Source organism: Williamsia phyllosphaerae, from assembly GCF_014635305.1.
GTDB lineage: Bacteria > Actinomycetota > Actinomycetes > Mycobacteriales > Mycobacteriaceae > Williamsia_A > Williamsia_A phyllosphaerae.
In genome coordinates this window covers 2246823-2262400 of record NZ_BMCS01000001.1, presented here as the reverse complement: position 1 = coordinate 2262400, position 15578 = coordinate 2246823, and the positions used below count along the sequence as shown (strand labels likewise).

Here is a 15578-nt window from a genome sequence, read left to right as displayed (position 1 = left end):
ACCGCGACAGCTCGAGGCAATCGAGCCACGGAGGCCTTTGCTGCCGCGAACATGGATCTGGTCATGACCGGGCGCAACCCAGACCCCGCGGTGCTGCAGCGCCGAGACGCAGCCGAGTACCCCGCCGGCTCGAACTGCCGCAGCGACATGAGGGTCCGCATCGCGCCGCGCGTACCAGCCGGGGCGCAGGCGTGTCAGATCACCCGCTGTGACCGCCCGCCGGATCTGAGCGTCGGTCGTACCGCCGTTCTTGAGCTGCGCCGTCGAGAACACTCCGTCACCCATACGGTTTGGACGTCGGAACGACCCGATGAGATCCACTGAGATCGTCCGGGCTGCGAGTCTCCGTGGTCGTGGTGACCACGGTCGCTCACCAGTCGGACGATGTCAGCGACATCCGCTCATGACAAAGGCCCGAGTCCGTCTGGACTCGGGCCTTTGTCAGCAGATCAGTGGTGCAGTGTCACCAGCTCGACTTCTGCACGCCGGGGAGTTCACCCGCGTGCGCCATCTCGCGCAGGCAGATACGGCACAGGCCGAACTTGCGGAACACCGCGTGCGGGCGACCGCAGCGGTTGCAACGCGTGTAGCCGCGGACCTTGAACTTCGGCTTCTTGTTGGCCTTGTTGACCAGAGCCTTCTTTGCCATGTCAGTTGTCCTTCACGCTGTTGTCTTTGAACGGGAAGCCGAGGTGACGCAGCAGCGCACGGCCTTCGTCGTTGGTGGTGGCCGACGTGACGACGGTGATGTCCATACCGCGCGGGCGGTCGATCTCGTCGATGTCGATCTCGTGGAACATCGACTGCTCGTTCAGACCGAACGTGTAGTTGCCGTTGCCGTCGAACTGCTGGTCGGACAGACCGCGGAAGTCGCGGATACGGGGAAGCGCGATCGACACGAGCCGGTCGAGGAACTCCCACATCCGGTCGCCGCGCAGCGTCACGCGAGCACCGATGGGCATGCCCTCGCGCAGCTTGAACTGTGCGATGGACTTGCGGGCACGGCGGATCTCGGGCTTCTGGCCGGTGATCAGCGCGAGGTCCTTGACCGCGCCGTTGATCAGCTTCGCGTCGCGGGCGGCGTCACCGACACCCATGTTGACGACGACCTTGACGACGCCGGGAATCAGCATCACGTTCTCGAACTTGAACTCTTCGTTCAGCGCGTCCTTGATCTCGGAGCGGTAGCGCTCCTTGAGCCGGGGCTGAACCTTGTTCTCGGTGGTGGTCATGTCAGATGTCCTTCCCGTTCTTGCGGGAAATGCGCACGTTCTTGCCGGTGTCGGCGTCCCGGCGGTAGCCGACGCGAGTCGGGTTGCCCTCGGAGTCGACGACCATCACGTTGGAGACGTGGATGGCGGCCTCGGTGACGACGATGCCGCCCGAGGAGGCGCCGCGCTCGGACTGTGCTGCGGAGGTGTGCTTCTTGATGCGGTTGACGCCCTCGACGAGGACCCGGTTACGCGTGGGGTAGGACTCGATGACCTTGCCCTTCGCGCCCTTGTCCTTGCCCGAGATGACGATCACGGTGTCGCCCTTGTGAACCTTCATGTCAGAGCACCTCCGGAGCCAACGAAACGATCTTCATGAAGCGCTTTTCGCGCAGCTCGCGACCGACGGGTCCGAAGATGCGGGTTCCGCGGGGGTCGGTGTCACTCTTGAGGATGACAGCGGCGTTCTCATCGAAGCGGATGTACGAACCATCCGGACGACGGCGCTCCTTGGTGGTGCGGACGATGACGGCCTTGACGACCTCGCCGCGCTTGATGTTGCCGCCGGGAATGGCGTCCTTGACGGTGGCGACGATGACGTCACCGATGCCGGCGTACCGGCGTGACGAGCCTCCGAGCACGCGGATGCACAAGATTTCCTTGGCACCCGTGTTGTCGGCGACCCGCAGGCGTGACTCCTGCTGGATCACTGTTGATCTCCTCGACCTGGATTGTTTTGCCCGCCGGATTTCCGACCCGACGCGCACGGTCCGTTGCCGCCGTTCACACGCCTGACCACGGCCTGAATCGGCCGCGAAGGGTTCGTGCTCTGGTTTGCGACACAACCGTGCCGCAGGCAACCGGTCAAGTGTAGGGGAAACCCCAGGTCGCAAACAAATCCGTGCCCCGCGGCACCGTTTGTGATTCGCTGAGCGAACGAATTCGCCCCGCCGACCGAAGGACCACCCTCGTGTATCCCGAGTATCCCGCACCGGCCGACCCGAGACCGGGTGGCGAGGAGGCGTGCGTACCCGCGCTCGAGACCCGTGAGCTCACCAAGGCCTACGACGGGGCGAGCGCGGTCAGCGGAGTGAGCCTGTCGGTCCCCGCGGGATCGCTGTACGGACTCGTCGGCGCGAACGGGGCCGGCAAGACCACCCTGCTGTCGATGGCGACCGGGCTGTTGCGCCCGACGCACGGCTCGGTGTTCATCGGCGGCCGCAACGTGTGGTCCGACCCGGTGGGCGCCCGAGGACGGGTGGGCCTGCTGCCCGACGGCCCCACCATGTCGGAGGCGCTGCCCGGGCGCACCGCCCTGCGCTACGTGGGCGTGCTGCAGGGCCTCTCGCCGGCGGTGGCCGATGCGCGCGCCGACGACCTGATGGGCGTCTTCGACATCGCCGGGAGCGCGGACAAACCGGTCAGCTCCTACTCGGCGGGCATGAAGAAGAAGATCGGCCTGGCGGCCGCGCTGATCCACTCCCCCGCCCTGCTCGTCCTCGACGAACCGTTGGAGGCGGTGGACCCGGTCTCGGCAGTGACGATCCGCGAGATCCTGACGCGGTTCACCATGACCGGCGGCACGGTCATCCTGTCGAGTCACTCGATGTCGTTGATCGAGCAGATCTGCACACACGTTGCGATCCTCAACCGCGGCACACTCGTCGTCGCCGGCGACACCGCGCAGGTGCGGGCGGGCACCAGCCTGGAGTCGATCCTTGTCGACACCGTGGGCAAGACCCCGGATCCCGGTGGCCTCGGACTCGACTGGCTCGGCAGCGCACCTCCGGCCGACCGGGACGACCGATGACGCTCGCGCCGCCGCGTGAGACGCCGAGCGGATCGTCGCGACAGACCGTGGCGGCCCTCGTCGACCTCGACAGGGCGATCCGCCGCGCCAGTCCCGCCCCGCGAGGACTCCGCATCGTGGGCGGCGTACTCGCGGTGTTCGTACTGATCGGGATCGCGGCGTTGGTGATGACGGCCGATGCCGGATCGGCTCGACGCACCACTGCGGCCGTCGTGTGTTTCGTCGTGGTCGGCGCGCTGTGCCTGGCCCCGTTGATAGCAAGCCGCCCGACCGGGGTGAGCCCGGTCGACGTCCGACATCTTCCGGTGTCGGCGACCGCGCTGCGTGCCGCGTCGATCCGTTCCGTACTGCGCGGGCCCGGGCTGGTCTTCGAGGTCGTGGCCCTTCTGGTGGTCCCGCTGGCCTGGTTCACCGATCCGTCGGCGAGCACCGCCGCGTCCGTCGTCGCGACCGCGGCGGTCATCCCCCTGGCCGGCGTCGGCGTGATCGGCCCCCGGGTCCTCGGTCTGACCTACGCGCAGGCGATGCGCAGCCAGACCGGCCGCATCGTCTCGACGGTCCTGGGTGTCGCCGCGATCGCCGGCATCTACGTCGTCTACCTGCTGCTCACCCAGGGGGTCATCGACCCGGCCGATCGCGGCCTGCAGATCGCGGCCCGCGTCCTGCCCACCGGGTGGCCGGTCGTCGCGGGTGAGGCCGTCGATTCCGGACGCTGGTGGCTCGCGGCGATCGTGGTTCTCGGTCTCGTCGCGGTCGCGCTCGGGATCCACCGACTCTGGTCCGGGCGTATCGACACCGCCATGTACTCCGACGCGGTCAGCTCCGCATCGCGGTCGAGAACGCGGGGACCACGTCGGCCGGTCACCGCGTCCCCCACGGTCCTCGTGCTGCGGACCGAGGCACGGATGCTCGTCACCGATCCGCAGCGTCTGGGGCTGGCAATCATGCCGCTCGCCTTCATCGTCATCGGAGTGGTGCTGATGCTGACCAGCGCCGACGTCTACGGGATGCAGTACGGCGCACCCCTCGTCGTCTTCATGTGCGGCTCGATGCTGGCCAACACCTATGGTCTCGACCGGTGGGGCTTCGCCCTCCTGGTCACCTCGCCGGCGGCGGCTCCGCTGGTCATCCGCTCCCGCATGATCCTGGCGGCATCGATCGCGGTGCCGGTCGGTGTCGTCGGGACGGTCGTGGCGCGCCTCGTCCGAGACACCGATCCCTCGACGTGGCCGGTCGCCGCCGCCGTCATCGTCGCCGGGACGATCACCGCGTCGGGCATGGCCGCGCTGCTACCGGCGCTGAGCCCGTATCGGGTGCCGCCCGGGTCGTCGATCTCGTCGATGAGTTCGCGCGGCTCGATGACGACCGCGAGCGTCGGGTACTCCCTCGCCGCGGTGGCCGCGATGGCGGTGATGTGCGTGCCCGGGATCGTCATCGGGCTCCTCGTCGAGGGGCCGGCCGCCTATCTCGCGGTCGTCGTGCAACTCGCCGTCGGCCTCCCCGCGCTCGTCGTCGCCCATCGCGTCGCGGTTCGCCTGGTCGCGCAGCGCGGCCCGGAGATCCTCACGGCGGTGACGGCGACGAGCTGACAACAGCGCCGTTGTCGGCTGTTCAGATGACGTTCGACGCGAAAGTCAGGGCACGACCGCGGTGAACCGCTATCTTTCGATCGCCTGAGATCGTTCGTCATCGAGAAGTGAGCATGTCGTGAACCTGAATCCCCTGAGCCGTGCCGTCATCGCCGTCGGCTCCGCATGCCTGCTGACGCTGGGAGCGATGGCCACCGCGGCACCGGCCTCGGCCGCGACGTACTCGAACTGCTCGCAGCTGAACCAGGATTACCCGCACGGCGTCGGCCAGACGGGCGCCGTCGACTCGACGTCCGGGACGCCGGTCACGAACTTCGAGCGCGACGACGCGGTCTACCAGGACAACACCAAGCGCGACCGCGACAAGGACGGCATCGCCTGCGAGAAGAAGTGAGCCTGACGATCTGACACGTGGGGCACCGTCCCACATCTCACGATTTCTGGAACACTGGTGGCCGTGTACGGGAATCGATCATGACCAGCCTGTCCCGAGGTGAGAACCGGCCGCTGCCGGCACCGGGGGTGGCGGTCACGGTGTCGTCGACCACCTCTCTCGACGTCTCGGCGTTGCTGCTCGGTGAGAACGGTGCGGTCCGCTCCGACGCCGACCTCATCTTCTTCAACAACCCGGTCGGTCCGGGCGTCGAGTACCGCCACGGCCGGGGTGCGGGTGACGTGGTCGTCATCGACACCGCCGCTCTGCCCGCCGACGTGGCCACCGTCGTGGTCACCGCCAGCCTCGACGGCTCAGGGCCGGCGACATTCGCCGGCGCCGGGCAACTCCTCGCCACCGTCAACTCCTCGGGCGAAGCGCTGACCTTCGAGGTGTCCGGACTGACCACCGAGGCCGCACTCGTCTGCGTCGAGATCTACCGCCGCAACGGCGCGTGGAAAGTCCGCGCCGTCGGGCAGGGATACGACGACGGCCTGGCCGGTATCGCCACCGCCTTCGGTATCGACATCGAGGACGAGCCGGCACCCACTCCCCCGCCCGTCACGCAGCCCGCACCCACGGCGTCGCCGACGCCGTCGAGTCCCGCTGCCGCACACGCGTATTCGACGCCGACACCGACGTACGCGGCCGCAGCACCGTCGTCACCCCCGCCCAGTCCGACCCACAATCAGGGAGTCCCGCCCATGCAGAGCGAACTGTTCGCACCCCAATTCGCCGAGTCGAACGAACCCGGGATCCAGAAGCAGGGCTCCAAGATGGCCAAGGTCGCGCTCAACGGCGACGTGATGGCGCGGACCGGTTCGATGGTCGCCTATCAGGGGGATCTGAAGTTCGAGGCCCTCGGGTCCGGCGGCATCGGGAACATGATCCGCCAGCGACTCTCCGGCGAGGGAGTACCGCTGATGAAGGTGGTCGGACGCGGAGACCTGTTCCTGGCCAACGCATCATCGGATGTCCACCTGATCGACCTCGACGGGTCCGACGGCCTGACCATCAACGGCGCCAACGTGCTGGCCTTCGAATCCACGCTGACCTACAACATCGCTCGCGTCCAGGGCGCGGCCATGGCAAGCAACGCCGGCCTGTTCAACTGCGTCTTCACCGGGCGTGGACGCATCGCGATCACCACCGACGGGACCCCGGTCGTGCTCAACGTCGACCAGCCGACCTTCGCTGATCCGCAGGCCGCGGTGGCCTGGTCCTCGAGCCTGAGAACCGGTGTCAAACAAAATGATTCGTTCAACCTCGGCACCCTGATCGGACGCAGCACCGGCGAGCGGTTCACCCTGTCGTTCTCGGGGCAGGGCTTCGTCATCGTGCAGCCCTCCGAACTCCCGCCCGGCGGGATGATCGGTGGCACCGGAGCCGGCGAGCAGTCCGGGGTCGGCGGGGGGCTCGGCGGTCTGCTCGGCCGCTGACGCGCCTGTCGGGCTCGAGGCCCGATGTCGATCTACATCTGCGCGAATGCGCCGCGGTAGGCGGCGGCAGGGTGCGTGTCGGGGAGGCGGTCGCGTCCGGTCGCCCGGCGTCGGGCGGTGCCGTCGGCGTAGTCGCGCCGCGCTAGGCCCCGGTCGCGCAGTACCGGGAGCACATGGTCGATGAACTCCTCGTAGCTGCCGGGGATGGTGGAGTTCACCACGTTGATCCCACCGACCCCCGCCGCGCGCCAGTCCTCGAGAACGTCGGCGATGCTCTCCGGCGTCCCGACGACACGACCTGAGCGGCTCCGGATCTCGGCCAGATCGCGCACGGTGGGTTCGCGATCGGTGATGGCCTCCTTCACCCAGGCGAGCGTGCTGCGGTTGCCCTCCGCCTCGATCTCACCGATCGGGGTGTCCAGGTCGTAGGACCCGAGATCGAAGCCCATGCCACCGGCCGCGTGGGCGATGATCGTGGTCGGATCGATGAACTCGTCCAGCTCGGCGGCCTTACGGGTCGCCTCCTCCTCGGTGCTGCCGATGACGAACGACAGTCCCTGGAAGAACTGGAGATCCGCCGGCGCGCGGCCGGCGTCGGTGACGAGAGCACGGGTGTCGGCGATCAGCTTCTTCGCGGCCCGCGGATTGGGCGACATGATGAACTGCGCCTCGGCATTACGGGCCGCGAAGGCCCGGCCTGCGGGCGACGAGCCGGCCTGGAACAGCACCGGGGTGCGTTGCGGCGACGGCGCCACCAGATGCGGCCCCTCCACCCGGTAGCGCTCGCCGACGTGGTTGATCTTGTGGACCCTGTCGAAGTCCGCGTGCAGACCGGACTCCTTGTCCGCGATGAGCGCACCGTCGTCCCACGAGCCCTCCCACAGCTTGTAGACCACGTCGACGTACTCATCAGCCCACCGGTACCGGTCGTCGTGCGCGGTGATGTCGTCGTAGCCGAAGTTCCGCCACGCGTTGGCCGACTGGCTGGTCACGATGTTCCACGCGATCCGACCGTTCGACGCATGATCGAGGGTCGACATCGTGCGGGCGAACTGGAACGGATGCGTCTGCAGGATGGAGCTGGTGACGGCGATGCCGAGGTGCTCGGTCGCGTGCGCGATGGCCGACGCGACGACCATCGGATCGTTGCTCGGGATCTGCAGGCCGGACTCGACGAACTTGCGCCACGACCCCTGATAGTCGCCGTACAGACCGACGACGTCGGCGAAGAAGATGTAGTCGAAGGTCCCTGCCTCCAGCGTCTTCGCCAGCGACACCCAGTGCTCGAGCGAGTTGAAATCGGACTGGCGCGCCTCCGGTCGACGCCACGCGCCGTGCGCGATGTGCGACGTCGTGTTCATGACGAAAGCGGAGAACTGCAGCGGAGTGGTCATCCCAGACCACGCTACGGCGGGCCCGTCGCGGGCACACATATCCGGTCGCGGTGACTCGAAGTACGCAACAGCAGCAGGGCCGGACACCTGTGGTGTCCGGCCCCACGCGGGCAATACTGCGGTCTGATCAGCCCAGCGGCACCCAGAAGCCGAAGAACCAGAAGCCCCACCCGTGGTGATGCTGGTCGAAGACCGGCGTCACCCGATGGCCCTGGTAGGTGAACGGCCGGTGATCCGGGCGCCTCACCGGACCGGGCTGGGCGACGGGAGCGCCGTTGCCGCGGAACTCCTGCTGGGTGTTCTGGTGCGGAGCCTGCGGTGCGGCGGACGCCACACCGGCTCCGGCGCCCACGGATGCGAGCGCGATCCCGCCCGCGAGTGCCGATCCGATGACGATCTTCTTGAGCTTCATTCCCATGTCCCCTCGTGACCACCGGAGATCCGGTGAACCGTCTGTGGTTGCCGCCTGATCGGCGACTTCGGCAAACGTAGGAGCGCAACCTGGGAGGGAACTGCCGGTCGAGCTGTCAACGGACTGTCAACGCGGTGATGCGTTGCCAGAAAGGGTTTTTCGGGCAGTCAGTCGGCACTGCGCCCGTTGTCGGCGGCGATCACCGCGCCGTGCACGGCCTTCGCGGCGTCACCGGCGAGGAACGCGATCATCCCGGCGACATCGGACGGTTGCGACATCCCGCGCGGGGACGCCGTGCGCATGACGAGGTCCACGTCGGCACCGTCGGGGAAGACGAAGTTCGTCACCTGCGGCGTCACCATCCCGCCCGGGCACACCGCGTTGACCCGGATCTGCGACGCACTGAACTCCACCGCGAGCGCCCGCGTGAGTCCGACCAGACCGTGTTTGGCCGCGCAATACCCGGCCGAGTACGCCTGACCCTGGGTGCCCGCGGTCGAGGCGACGTTGACGATGCTGCCGTTCACGGCCAGCAGGTGCGGTAACGCGGCCCGGGTCAGGAAGAACGGTCCGTTGAGGTTGACCGCGAGGTCGGCCGCCCACTCGTCGTCGGTCACCGACGACGTGTGTCGCATGGTGTGGGCCCCCGCGACGTTCACCAGGGTGTCGAGTCGGCCGAAACGCTCCACACACTCGCCGACGGCGTCGGCACACGCCTGCGCCGAGGAGATGTCCACGGCCGCATACCCGGCGGAGCCCGCCGACTCGTGGACATCGCGGAGACGCTCGACGTCGCGGGCGATGCCGAAGACGGTGGCACCCTGCGCGGCGAACAGGGCGACCGTCGCCGCGCCGAGCCCCGAGGATGCGCCGGTGATCAGGGCGACCTTGCCCTCGAGTGTGGCCATCGCCACACCTTATCGACGCAGGCGCTCCCCGCCCGAGGATCGCGCGTCCGCCGGCGAGTTAGTATCGCCTTACTTTCAAAGTGAAGGAGTGATCATGCAGGTTCGTTCGACCATCGCCGGCGTCGCGATCGCGCTCGCCGCCGTCGCGGGTGTCGCGGCGTGCGGGAGCGACGACTCGTCGAGCAGCTCGGCATCGACCTCCGCGGCCTCGGGTTCGGCCGCGTCGTCCACCGAGCAGGCCGCTCCGTCGGATCTGGACACCGCGAAGGCACAGCAGATCGTCCGCACGGTCGTCGATCCCGCCACCACCCCGGAGGCGGCGGCCGCACTGGTCGACTCCACCGACCCGGCCATCGGTCAGAAGCTCAACGGCTTCGCCAAGGGCGCGAGCGCCGGCGGCTACACCCCCGACATCTTCACGGTCAGCTCGGTGAGCGCCGACGGTGCCGACAAGGCGAAGGCGGCCATCGCCGTGGCGAGCCCGCACACCCCGGCGCCGGTGACCGTCTCGTACGGCTTCGCCAAGGTCGACGGTTCGTGGAAGCTGTCCTCGGACGCGGTGACCTCCCTGCTCGGCATGGCGAGCGGGCCACGCTGATCCATCGGTTCCGGGCCCGTCCGCGGTCCGGGACCACGCGCGCGGCAGCCATGTGCGCGGTGCTCGCCACCGCGCTGGTCGCGGGCGCTTGCTCGACCGCGCCGATCGACGTGGGGACCACGCCCACGGTGTCGGTGGCCGACGGCCCGCGCACCGCGCGCACGGCGTCGGCGGATCCGGTGCCGGTCACCGGCACGCCCGCCCCCGTCCTCCCGGCGACCGTCCGTACCCACGACGGACGATCGGTCACGGTCAGAGACGTCAGCCGGATCGTCGCACTGGACCGATACGGCAGTTACGGCACCGCCGTGTTCGCCCTCGGACTCGGTCGCAACCTCGTCGGACGCGACATCGCGACGAAGTTCCCCGCCGCCGAGTCGATCCCGGTGGTCACCCGGGGCGGCACCGACGCCAACGTCGAGTCGATCATCGCGCTGCGCCCGACGGTCGTGCTCACCGACGACTCGCTGCCGAACGCCACGACCCTGCAGACACAGCTGTCCGCCGCGGGCATCCCGGTGGTCGTCGGCGACGAGAACCGCACCGTCGACAACACCGACGCACTGCTGCGTCTCACCGCCGCGGCGCTCGGGGTACCGGCCGCGGGCGACGCCCTCGTCGCACGAACCGACACCCAGATCGCACAGGCACGCAGCCTGGTACCGAAGGATGTCGAACGCCCGCGTATCGCGTTCGTCTACGCGCGGGGCACCGGACTACTGATCCTGGGCGGTCCGGGCTCGGGCGCCGACTCGATGATCGACCTGATCGGCGGACAGGACGCGGGCACCGCGTCGGGTCTGACCGACGCGTTCACGTCGTTGACGTCGGAGGGGTTGATCAAGGCGAAACCCGATGTGTTGCTGATGATGACCGACGGACTGGCCTCCGTCGGCGGTGTCGACGGACTGCTGAAGGTCCCCGGCGTCGCCGAGACGCCCGCCGGTCGCGACCGGCGGGTCATCGACATGGACGACGGGGAACTGCTCTCGTTCGGTGCGCGCACCGGTGATGTCGCGGTGGCACTCGCACGCGCGTTGTACGGCTCCCCGTGACCGGACCCCGACTCCGGCGCGTCGGCGCCGCGGTCGTCGTGCCGGTCGGTCTCGTCGTGCTGGCGATCGTGGTCGTCCTCGCCGCGGGTATCGGGCAGAACCACGTGCCTGCGTTCGAGGTGTTCGGGTCGCTCATGCACCACCTGCACATCCCGCTGGGACCGCTGCCCGATCAGGTCGGCGAGGACACGCTGTGGAACGTCCGGATGCCGCGCGTCGTGCTGGCGCTGCTCGTGGGGGCCGCGCTCGGGTGCGCGGGTGCGGTGCTGCAGGGCGTGTTCGCCAACCCGCTCGCCGAGCCCGGCATCATCGGCGTCTCCTCCGGCGCCGCCGCAGGTGCCTCCGGAGTGATCCTCGTCGGGGGGCTCGGCGTCGCCGGGTACGCCGTCGCCGGCGGGGCCTTCGCGGGCGGCCTGGTCACCACCGCGATCGTCTACCTGCTGTCTCGATCGGCCGGTCGCACCGAGGTGATCACCCTGGTCCTGACCGGTATCGCGATCAACGCCTTCGCGGGCGGACTCATCGCGTTCTTCACGTTCCGTGCCGGCCCGACCGCTCGCGATCAGATCGTGTTCTGGCAGCTGGGCAGCCTGAACCGCGCGAGCTGGGACCAGGTGTTCCTCGTCGTCGGCTTCGTCGTGGTGGGCATCATCGCGTCGATGGTGATCGCGCGTCGCATGGACCTGCTCTCGCTCGGCGAGTACTCCGCCCGACACCTCGGTGTGGACGTCGAGGCGTTGCGCCGGGTCGCGGTGGTCATCGTCGCGATCCTCACCGCCGCGGCCGTGGCGTTCTGCGGGATCATCCTGTTCGTCGGACTGGTCGTCCCGCACCTCATGCGTCTGATCGTCGGCCCGGCGCACCGGGTGCTCATCCCGGCGAGCGTGCTCGCCGGAGCGATCGGTCTCGTCCTCGCCGACCTCGCCGCGCGCACCATCGTGGACTACGCCGACCTGCCGATCGGCATGCTCACGAGCCTCGTCGGTGGACCGGTGTTCCTGATCCTGCTCCGTCGCACCCGCGCGCGTCAGGGCGGTTGGACGTGATGGGCGAGGTGCGCATCAGCGCCGACGGCGTCACCATCAGCCGTGGCGGCGGTGTCGTCGTACGCGACATCGGTGTCGAGGTGCACGCCGGCGAGTTGCTGTGCCTGGTGGGGCCCAACGGAGCGGGTAAGTCGACGCTGCTGTCGGCCCTGGCCGGTTCGATCGCGGTCGACTCGGGATCGGTTGTCCTCCAGGGTGATCCGGTCGGCACCCTGTCGACGGTCGAGCAGGCGCGGCGCCGCGCGGTCCTCCCCCAGGAGCACGTGGTCAGCGGGTCGTTCAGTTGCCGCGAGGTGGTGCAGATGGCCCGCTATCCGTGGAACCGCACGCCCGCGAACGCCGACGACGAGGACGCGGTCGCCGAGGCCATGGATCGTTGCGACGTCACCGGCTTCGCCGACCGGCCCTTCGCGACGCTGTCCGGCGGTGAACGTGCCCGCGTCGCGCTCGCCCGGGTCCTCGCGCAGCGCACCCCGGTGTTGTTGCTCGACGAGCCGACCGCCGCGATGGACCCGCACTTCGGGGAGACGGTGATGTCGCTGGTGTCGCAGCGGGTGACCGAGGGCGCCGCGGTGATCGCGGTCGTGCACGACCTCACGATGGCCGCGGCATACAGCGACACCGTCGCGGTGCTGCACGACGGCACCATCGCCGCCGTCGGACCGCCCGCCGACACCCTGACCGACACGATCCTCAGCGACACCTACGGTCTGCCGATGATCGCGACGACGGTGGACGGCCAACAGGTGATCATGCCCAGGCGCACGAAGCGCTGACAGGAGCAAGGGCCCGCACGTGCTGACTGTGTCGAAAGCATGCATCGAGTGTGCTCACCACAACCCGCAAGACGCGCAACAAACACGGCACACTCGATGCGCGGTTTCGGCACGGTCGGCGGCCACGCAGCCCAACCAGCACCAAACGCTCCACTTTCATCGAAACGCTCCACATACAACCGGAGCGTTTCGCAACAACCGGAGCGGATCCGATCGTCGGCGGCTTCCTCGGCGGCTCGTCCCGAGTGCGTAGGCTCGGCACGTGAGTGTGCGCGCAGGAATCGTGGTGACCGGAACCGAGGTCTTGACCGGACGAGTGGCCGACGAGAACGGTCCGTGGCTGGCCGACCGGCTGCTCGAACTGGGTGTGGAGCTGGCGCACATCACGATCTGCGCCGACCGCGAGGCCGACATCGACGCCCAGCTGCGGTTCCTCGCCTCCAACGGTGTCGACCTCATCGTGACCAGCGGCGGCCTCGGCCCGACCGCGGACGACATGACGGTCGCGACCGTGGCGGCGTTCTGCGGAGTCGAGCTGGAGCTCGACACCGAGCTCGAGTCCACCATCACCGACATCGTCGCGCGGTGGGCCCGCAAGCGCGGCAGCGATCCTGACCTCGAGTCCGTCCGGGTCGCGACCCGCAAGCAGGCGATGGTGCCCGTCGGCGCCACCTGGATCTCCCCGACCGGCACCGCACCCGGCGTCGTGGTGACCGCGGAGTCCGGTGCCCCCACCGTGCTCGTGCTCCCAGGCCCACCGCGCGAACTACAGGCCATGTGGCCCGCCGCGGTCGAGACCGCCGGCGTGCAGAAAGCCATCGCCGGGCGGACGGAGTACCGCCAGGAGACGATCCGCATGTTCGGCCTCCCCGAGTCCGAACTGGCCGACTCGCTGCGCATCGGCGAGGACACGATCGCCGGGTTCGACGCCCTGGAGATCACCACCTGCCTGCGCAAGGGCGAGGTCGAGATGGTCACCCGCTTCGAGCCCGACGGCGCCGCGACGTACGACGCGATCCTCGCGCTGCTCGACGAGCGTCACGGCACACAGATCTTCTCCACCGACGGGGCCACCGTCGACGAGCAGGTCGCCGCCCTTCTCTCCGGGCGCCGCATCGCGACGGCCGAATCCTGCACCGCGGGAATGATCGCCGCGCGCCTCACCGACCTCGCCGGATCCTCGGCCTACGTGGCGGGTGGCGTGGTGGCGTACGAGAACCAGGCCAAGATCGGACTGCTCGACGTGGACGCCGCCCTCATCGAGACGCACGGTGCGGTGTCCGAACCGGTCGCCGAGGCCATGGCCCGCGGGGCGCTGGCCCGGCTCGGCACCGACATCGCCATCTCGACCAGCGGGATCGCCGGTCCCGGTGGCGGGAGTCCGGACAAGCCGGTCGGCACCGTCTGCTTCGGCATCGCGCTGGCCGACGGGTCCACGCGCGCAACGACTCTCCGACTACCCGGCGACCGCTCCGACGTGCGCGAACGGTCGACCACGGTCGCCATGCACCTGCTGCGGCGGGCGCTGCGCGAGCTCACCGACTGACCAGGCCCGAACTCACCGGGAGATCCCGCACCGCCGCATCGGGCCGGTGCAGGAACTCGTGCAGCAGGCCGCCGAACGCCGCGAGGTGGTCCTCGATCTCGGCGCCGGAGTAGATCGTCGAATTGCCGTGCAGGTCGACGACGATCGGCAGTCCGGCACCGGCCTGGTAGAGGTTGATCCGCAGATCGTCGAGGATGCCCGACGAGAGGATGTGGTAGCTGACCCGGGCCCCGTCGAGCGCGAGCGGCTTGTCGAAGAACACCAGGTTCACGATCGGGCCGAACGACGTGACGGTGTCGGAGAGACCGGCCCGCTCGGCGATGTCCTCGAATCGATAACGCTGTCTGCGAAGGCATCCCGTCAGCTCGAGGGTCGCCGCGGCGACCAGGTCGCGGCCGGAGTGCGTGAGGACGCCGTCGAGACGGACGGGCAGCATGTTGGCCACCATCCCGCCCGCCCGCTTGATCTTCGCCGTGGCCCGACCGGTCACCGGCAGGCTCAGCACGATGTCGTCGCGGTCGGCGCTCACCGCCAGGTACGCGGCGAAGGCCGCGCCCAGCACCGCAGCACTCGACGCCCCGAACTCGATGGCCCGCGCGTCGAGCAGGCGTTGGTCATCGGCGGGCATGACCATGCTGCGCACCTCGTGATGCGGTGCGAGCCGACCCGCCGACGGGGCCTGCGCCAGGCTGACGCGCTCGGGCAACCCCGACACCCGCTCGGTCCAGTACTCGGCATCGGCCACCCGCCGACTGCTGTCGCGGTACTTCTCGTCGTCGGCGACAACCTCGGCGACCGTCGCCCGCGGCGCCACCTCGTAGGTCTCACCCCGCGTCGAGGAGTTGTAGCGGTCGACCGCCTCGTGCAGGCACGTCAACGCGGCGAAACCGTCGAAGGCGATGTGGTGGCCCCGCAGGTACCAGAACGTGCGATCGTCGGCGACACGCAGGAACGCCGACACCGCCATCTGATCGGCCGTGACATCCATGAGCGCCTCGTGGTCGGCGCGCATCCAATCGTGTGCGGCGACAACCGGATCGGCCTCACCTCGCAGATCGACGGTGTGCACACCGAACGGCACACTCGGGTCGATGTACTGCGCGGGCTGCCCGTCGACGATCGTGAAGCGCGAGTACGCGGTCTCCAGGACCCGCGCCCCCGCGATGACGCCCGCGCGGAACCGTTCGTGGTCGAACCGGCGGTCGACGTCGGTGATGTCGAGATAGTGCGCGACCACCACCGAGTAGTCGTCCTGCAGGTGTTCGGCATCGAACATGTTCCGCTGCGACGCCGTCAGACCGAACGTCTCCCCCATACCGTCTCCCCCACCTCGACATCGGTTGTGAACGCAGCGGAAGTCT

Annotated in this window: 17 protein-coding genes; 9 read left to right on the top strand and 8 right to left on the bottom strand. The window is 69.0% G+C overall.

From position 1 onward, the window contains the following. Positions 1 to 463: 463 nt before the first annotated feature. From IEV93_RS10435 to rplN, 4 genes are read right to left on the bottom strand one after another with little or no spacing between them, the layout of a single operon-like run. Positions 464 to 649 carry a type Z 30S ribosomal protein S14 gene (locus tag IEV93_RS10435; protein WP_011778599.1) on the bottom strand — a complete coding sequence of 62 codons (186 nt, stop codon included), beginning with the start codon at positions 647 to 649 and terminating at the stop codon, positions 464 to 466. A gap of 1 nt (position 650) precedes the next feature. After that, positions 651 to 1232 (bottom strand): 50S ribosomal protein L5, encoded by a 582-nt coding sequence (rplE, locus tag IEV93_RS10430; protein WP_188489405.1) that lies wholly within the window; start codon positions 1230 to 1232, stop codon positions 651 to 653. Between the two features lies 1 nt (position 1233). Beyond that, complete coding sequence (rplX, locus tag IEV93_RS10425; RefSeq protein ID WP_188489402.1) at positions 1234 to 1551, bottom strand: 50S ribosomal protein L24; 318 nt, start codon at positions 1549 to 1551, stop codon at positions 1234 to 1236. A gap of 1 nt (position 1552) precedes the next feature. Continuing rightward, positions 1553 to 1921, bottom strand: coding sequence for a 50S ribosomal protein L14 (gene rplN / locus IEV93_RS10420; RefSeq protein WP_188490507.1), 369 nt, complete (start codon positions 1919 to 1921; stop codon positions 1553 to 1555). Between the two features lie 260 nt (positions 1922 to 2181). Between rplN and IEV93_RS10415 the strand changes: the two genes are divergently transcribed. The 4 genes from IEV93_RS10415 (at position 2182) to IEV93_RS10400 (ending at position 6482) form a co-directional block, all read left to right on the top strand. After that, positions 2182 to 3021, top strand: a complete 840-nt coding sequence (locus tag IEV93_RS10415; protein WP_188489400.1) for an ABC transporter ATP-binding protein — start codon at positions 2182 to 2184, stop codon at positions 3019 to 3021. Next, a complete protein-coding gene (locus IEV93_RS10410; protein ID WP_188489398.1) occupies positions 3018 to 4610 on the top strand; it encodes a hypothetical protein in 1593 nt (530 codons plus the stop codon). The genes IEV93_RS10415 and IEV93_RS10410 overlap by 4 nt, the downstream gene beginning before the upstream one ends. A 187-nt stretch (positions 4611 to 4797) precedes the next feature. Further along, entirely contained in the window at positions 4798 to 5004 is a 207-nt protein-coding gene (locus IEV93_RS10405; protein WP_188490506.1) for an excalibur calcium-binding domain-containing protein, read from the top strand. Between the two features lie 80 nt (positions 5005 to 5084). Beyond that, entirely contained in the window at positions 5085 to 6482 is a 1398-nt protein-coding gene (locus IEV93_RS10400) for an AIM24 family protein (protein ID WP_188489396.1), read from the top strand. Positions 6483 to 6514: 32 nt separating this feature from the next. On the opposite strand, the gene IEV93_RS10395 is transcribed toward IEV93_RS10400, so the two are convergent. The 3 genes from IEV93_RS10395 to IEV93_RS10385 all read right to left on the bottom strand — a co-directional run bounded on the left by IEV93_RS10395 (position 6515) and on the right by IEV93_RS10385 (position 9196). Then, positions 6515 to 7876, bottom strand: coding sequence for an LLM class flavin-dependent oxidoreductase (locus IEV93_RS10395; RefSeq protein WP_188489394.1), 1362 nt, complete (start codon positions 7874 to 7876; stop codon positions 6515 to 6517). 127 nt (positions 7877 to 8003) lie between these two features. Next, positions 8004 to 8294 (bottom strand): hypothetical protein, encoded by a 291-nt coding sequence (locus IEV93_RS10390; protein WP_229705018.1) that lies wholly within the window; start codon positions 8292 to 8294, stop codon positions 8004 to 8006. 161 nt (positions 8295 to 8455) lie between these two features. Beyond that, positions 8456 to 9196, bottom strand: a complete 741-nt coding sequence (locus IEV93_RS10385) for an SDR family NAD(P)-dependent oxidoreductase (RefSeq protein ID WP_188489392.1) — start codon at positions 9194 to 9196, stop codon at positions 8456 to 8458. 94 nt (positions 9197 to 9290) lie between these two features. Between IEV93_RS10385 and IEV93_RS10380 the strand changes: the two genes are divergently transcribed. The 5 genes from IEV93_RS10380 to IEV93_RS10360 all read left to right on the top strand — a co-directional run bounded on the left by IEV93_RS10380 (position 9291) and on the right by IEV93_RS10360 (position 14217). Then, on the top strand, positions 9291 to 9794 hold the full coding sequence (locus IEV93_RS10380; RefSeq protein WP_188489390.1) for an MTB12 C-terminal domain-containing protein: 504 nt from the start codon (positions 9291 to 9293) through the stop codon (positions 9792 to 9794). A gap of 50 nt (positions 9795 to 9844) precedes the next feature. Further along, on the top strand, positions 9845 to 10849 hold the full coding sequence (locus IEV93_RS10375) for a heme/hemin ABC transporter substrate-binding protein (RefSeq protein WP_188490504.1): 1005 nt from the start codon (positions 9845 to 9847) through the stop codon (positions 10847 to 10849). Then, positions 10846 to 11895: a FecCD family ABC transporter permease gene (locus IEV93_RS10370; RefSeq protein ID WP_188489388.1), complete on the top strand. Its 1050-nt coding sequence runs from the start codon at positions 10846 to 10848 to the stop codon at positions 11893 to 11895. The genes IEV93_RS10375 and IEV93_RS10370 overlap by 4 nt, the downstream gene beginning before the upstream one ends. Continuing rightward, on the top strand, positions 11895 to 12671 hold the full coding sequence (locus IEV93_RS10365) for a heme ABC transporter ATP-binding protein (RefSeq protein WP_188489386.1): 777 nt from the start codon (positions 11895 to 11897) through the stop codon (positions 12669 to 12671). The genes IEV93_RS10370 and IEV93_RS10365 overlap by 1 nt, the downstream gene beginning before the upstream one ends. Positions 12672 to 12933: 262 nt before the next feature. Beyond that, positions 12934 to 14217, top strand: a complete 1284-nt coding sequence (locus IEV93_RS10360) for a competence/damage-inducible protein A (protein WP_188489384.1) — start codon at positions 12934 to 12936, stop codon at positions 14215 to 14217. Here IEV93_RS10360 and IEV93_RS10355 read toward each other — a convergent pair. Beyond that, on the bottom strand, positions 14207 to 15532 hold the full coding sequence (locus IEV93_RS10355) for a condensation domain-containing protein (RefSeq protein ID WP_188489382.1): 1326 nt from the start codon (positions 15530 to 15532) through the stop codon (positions 14207 to 14209). The two genes, IEV93_RS10360 and IEV93_RS10355, sit on opposite strands and share 11 nt — an antisense overlap. Positions 15533 to 15578 lie beyond the last annotated feature (46 nt).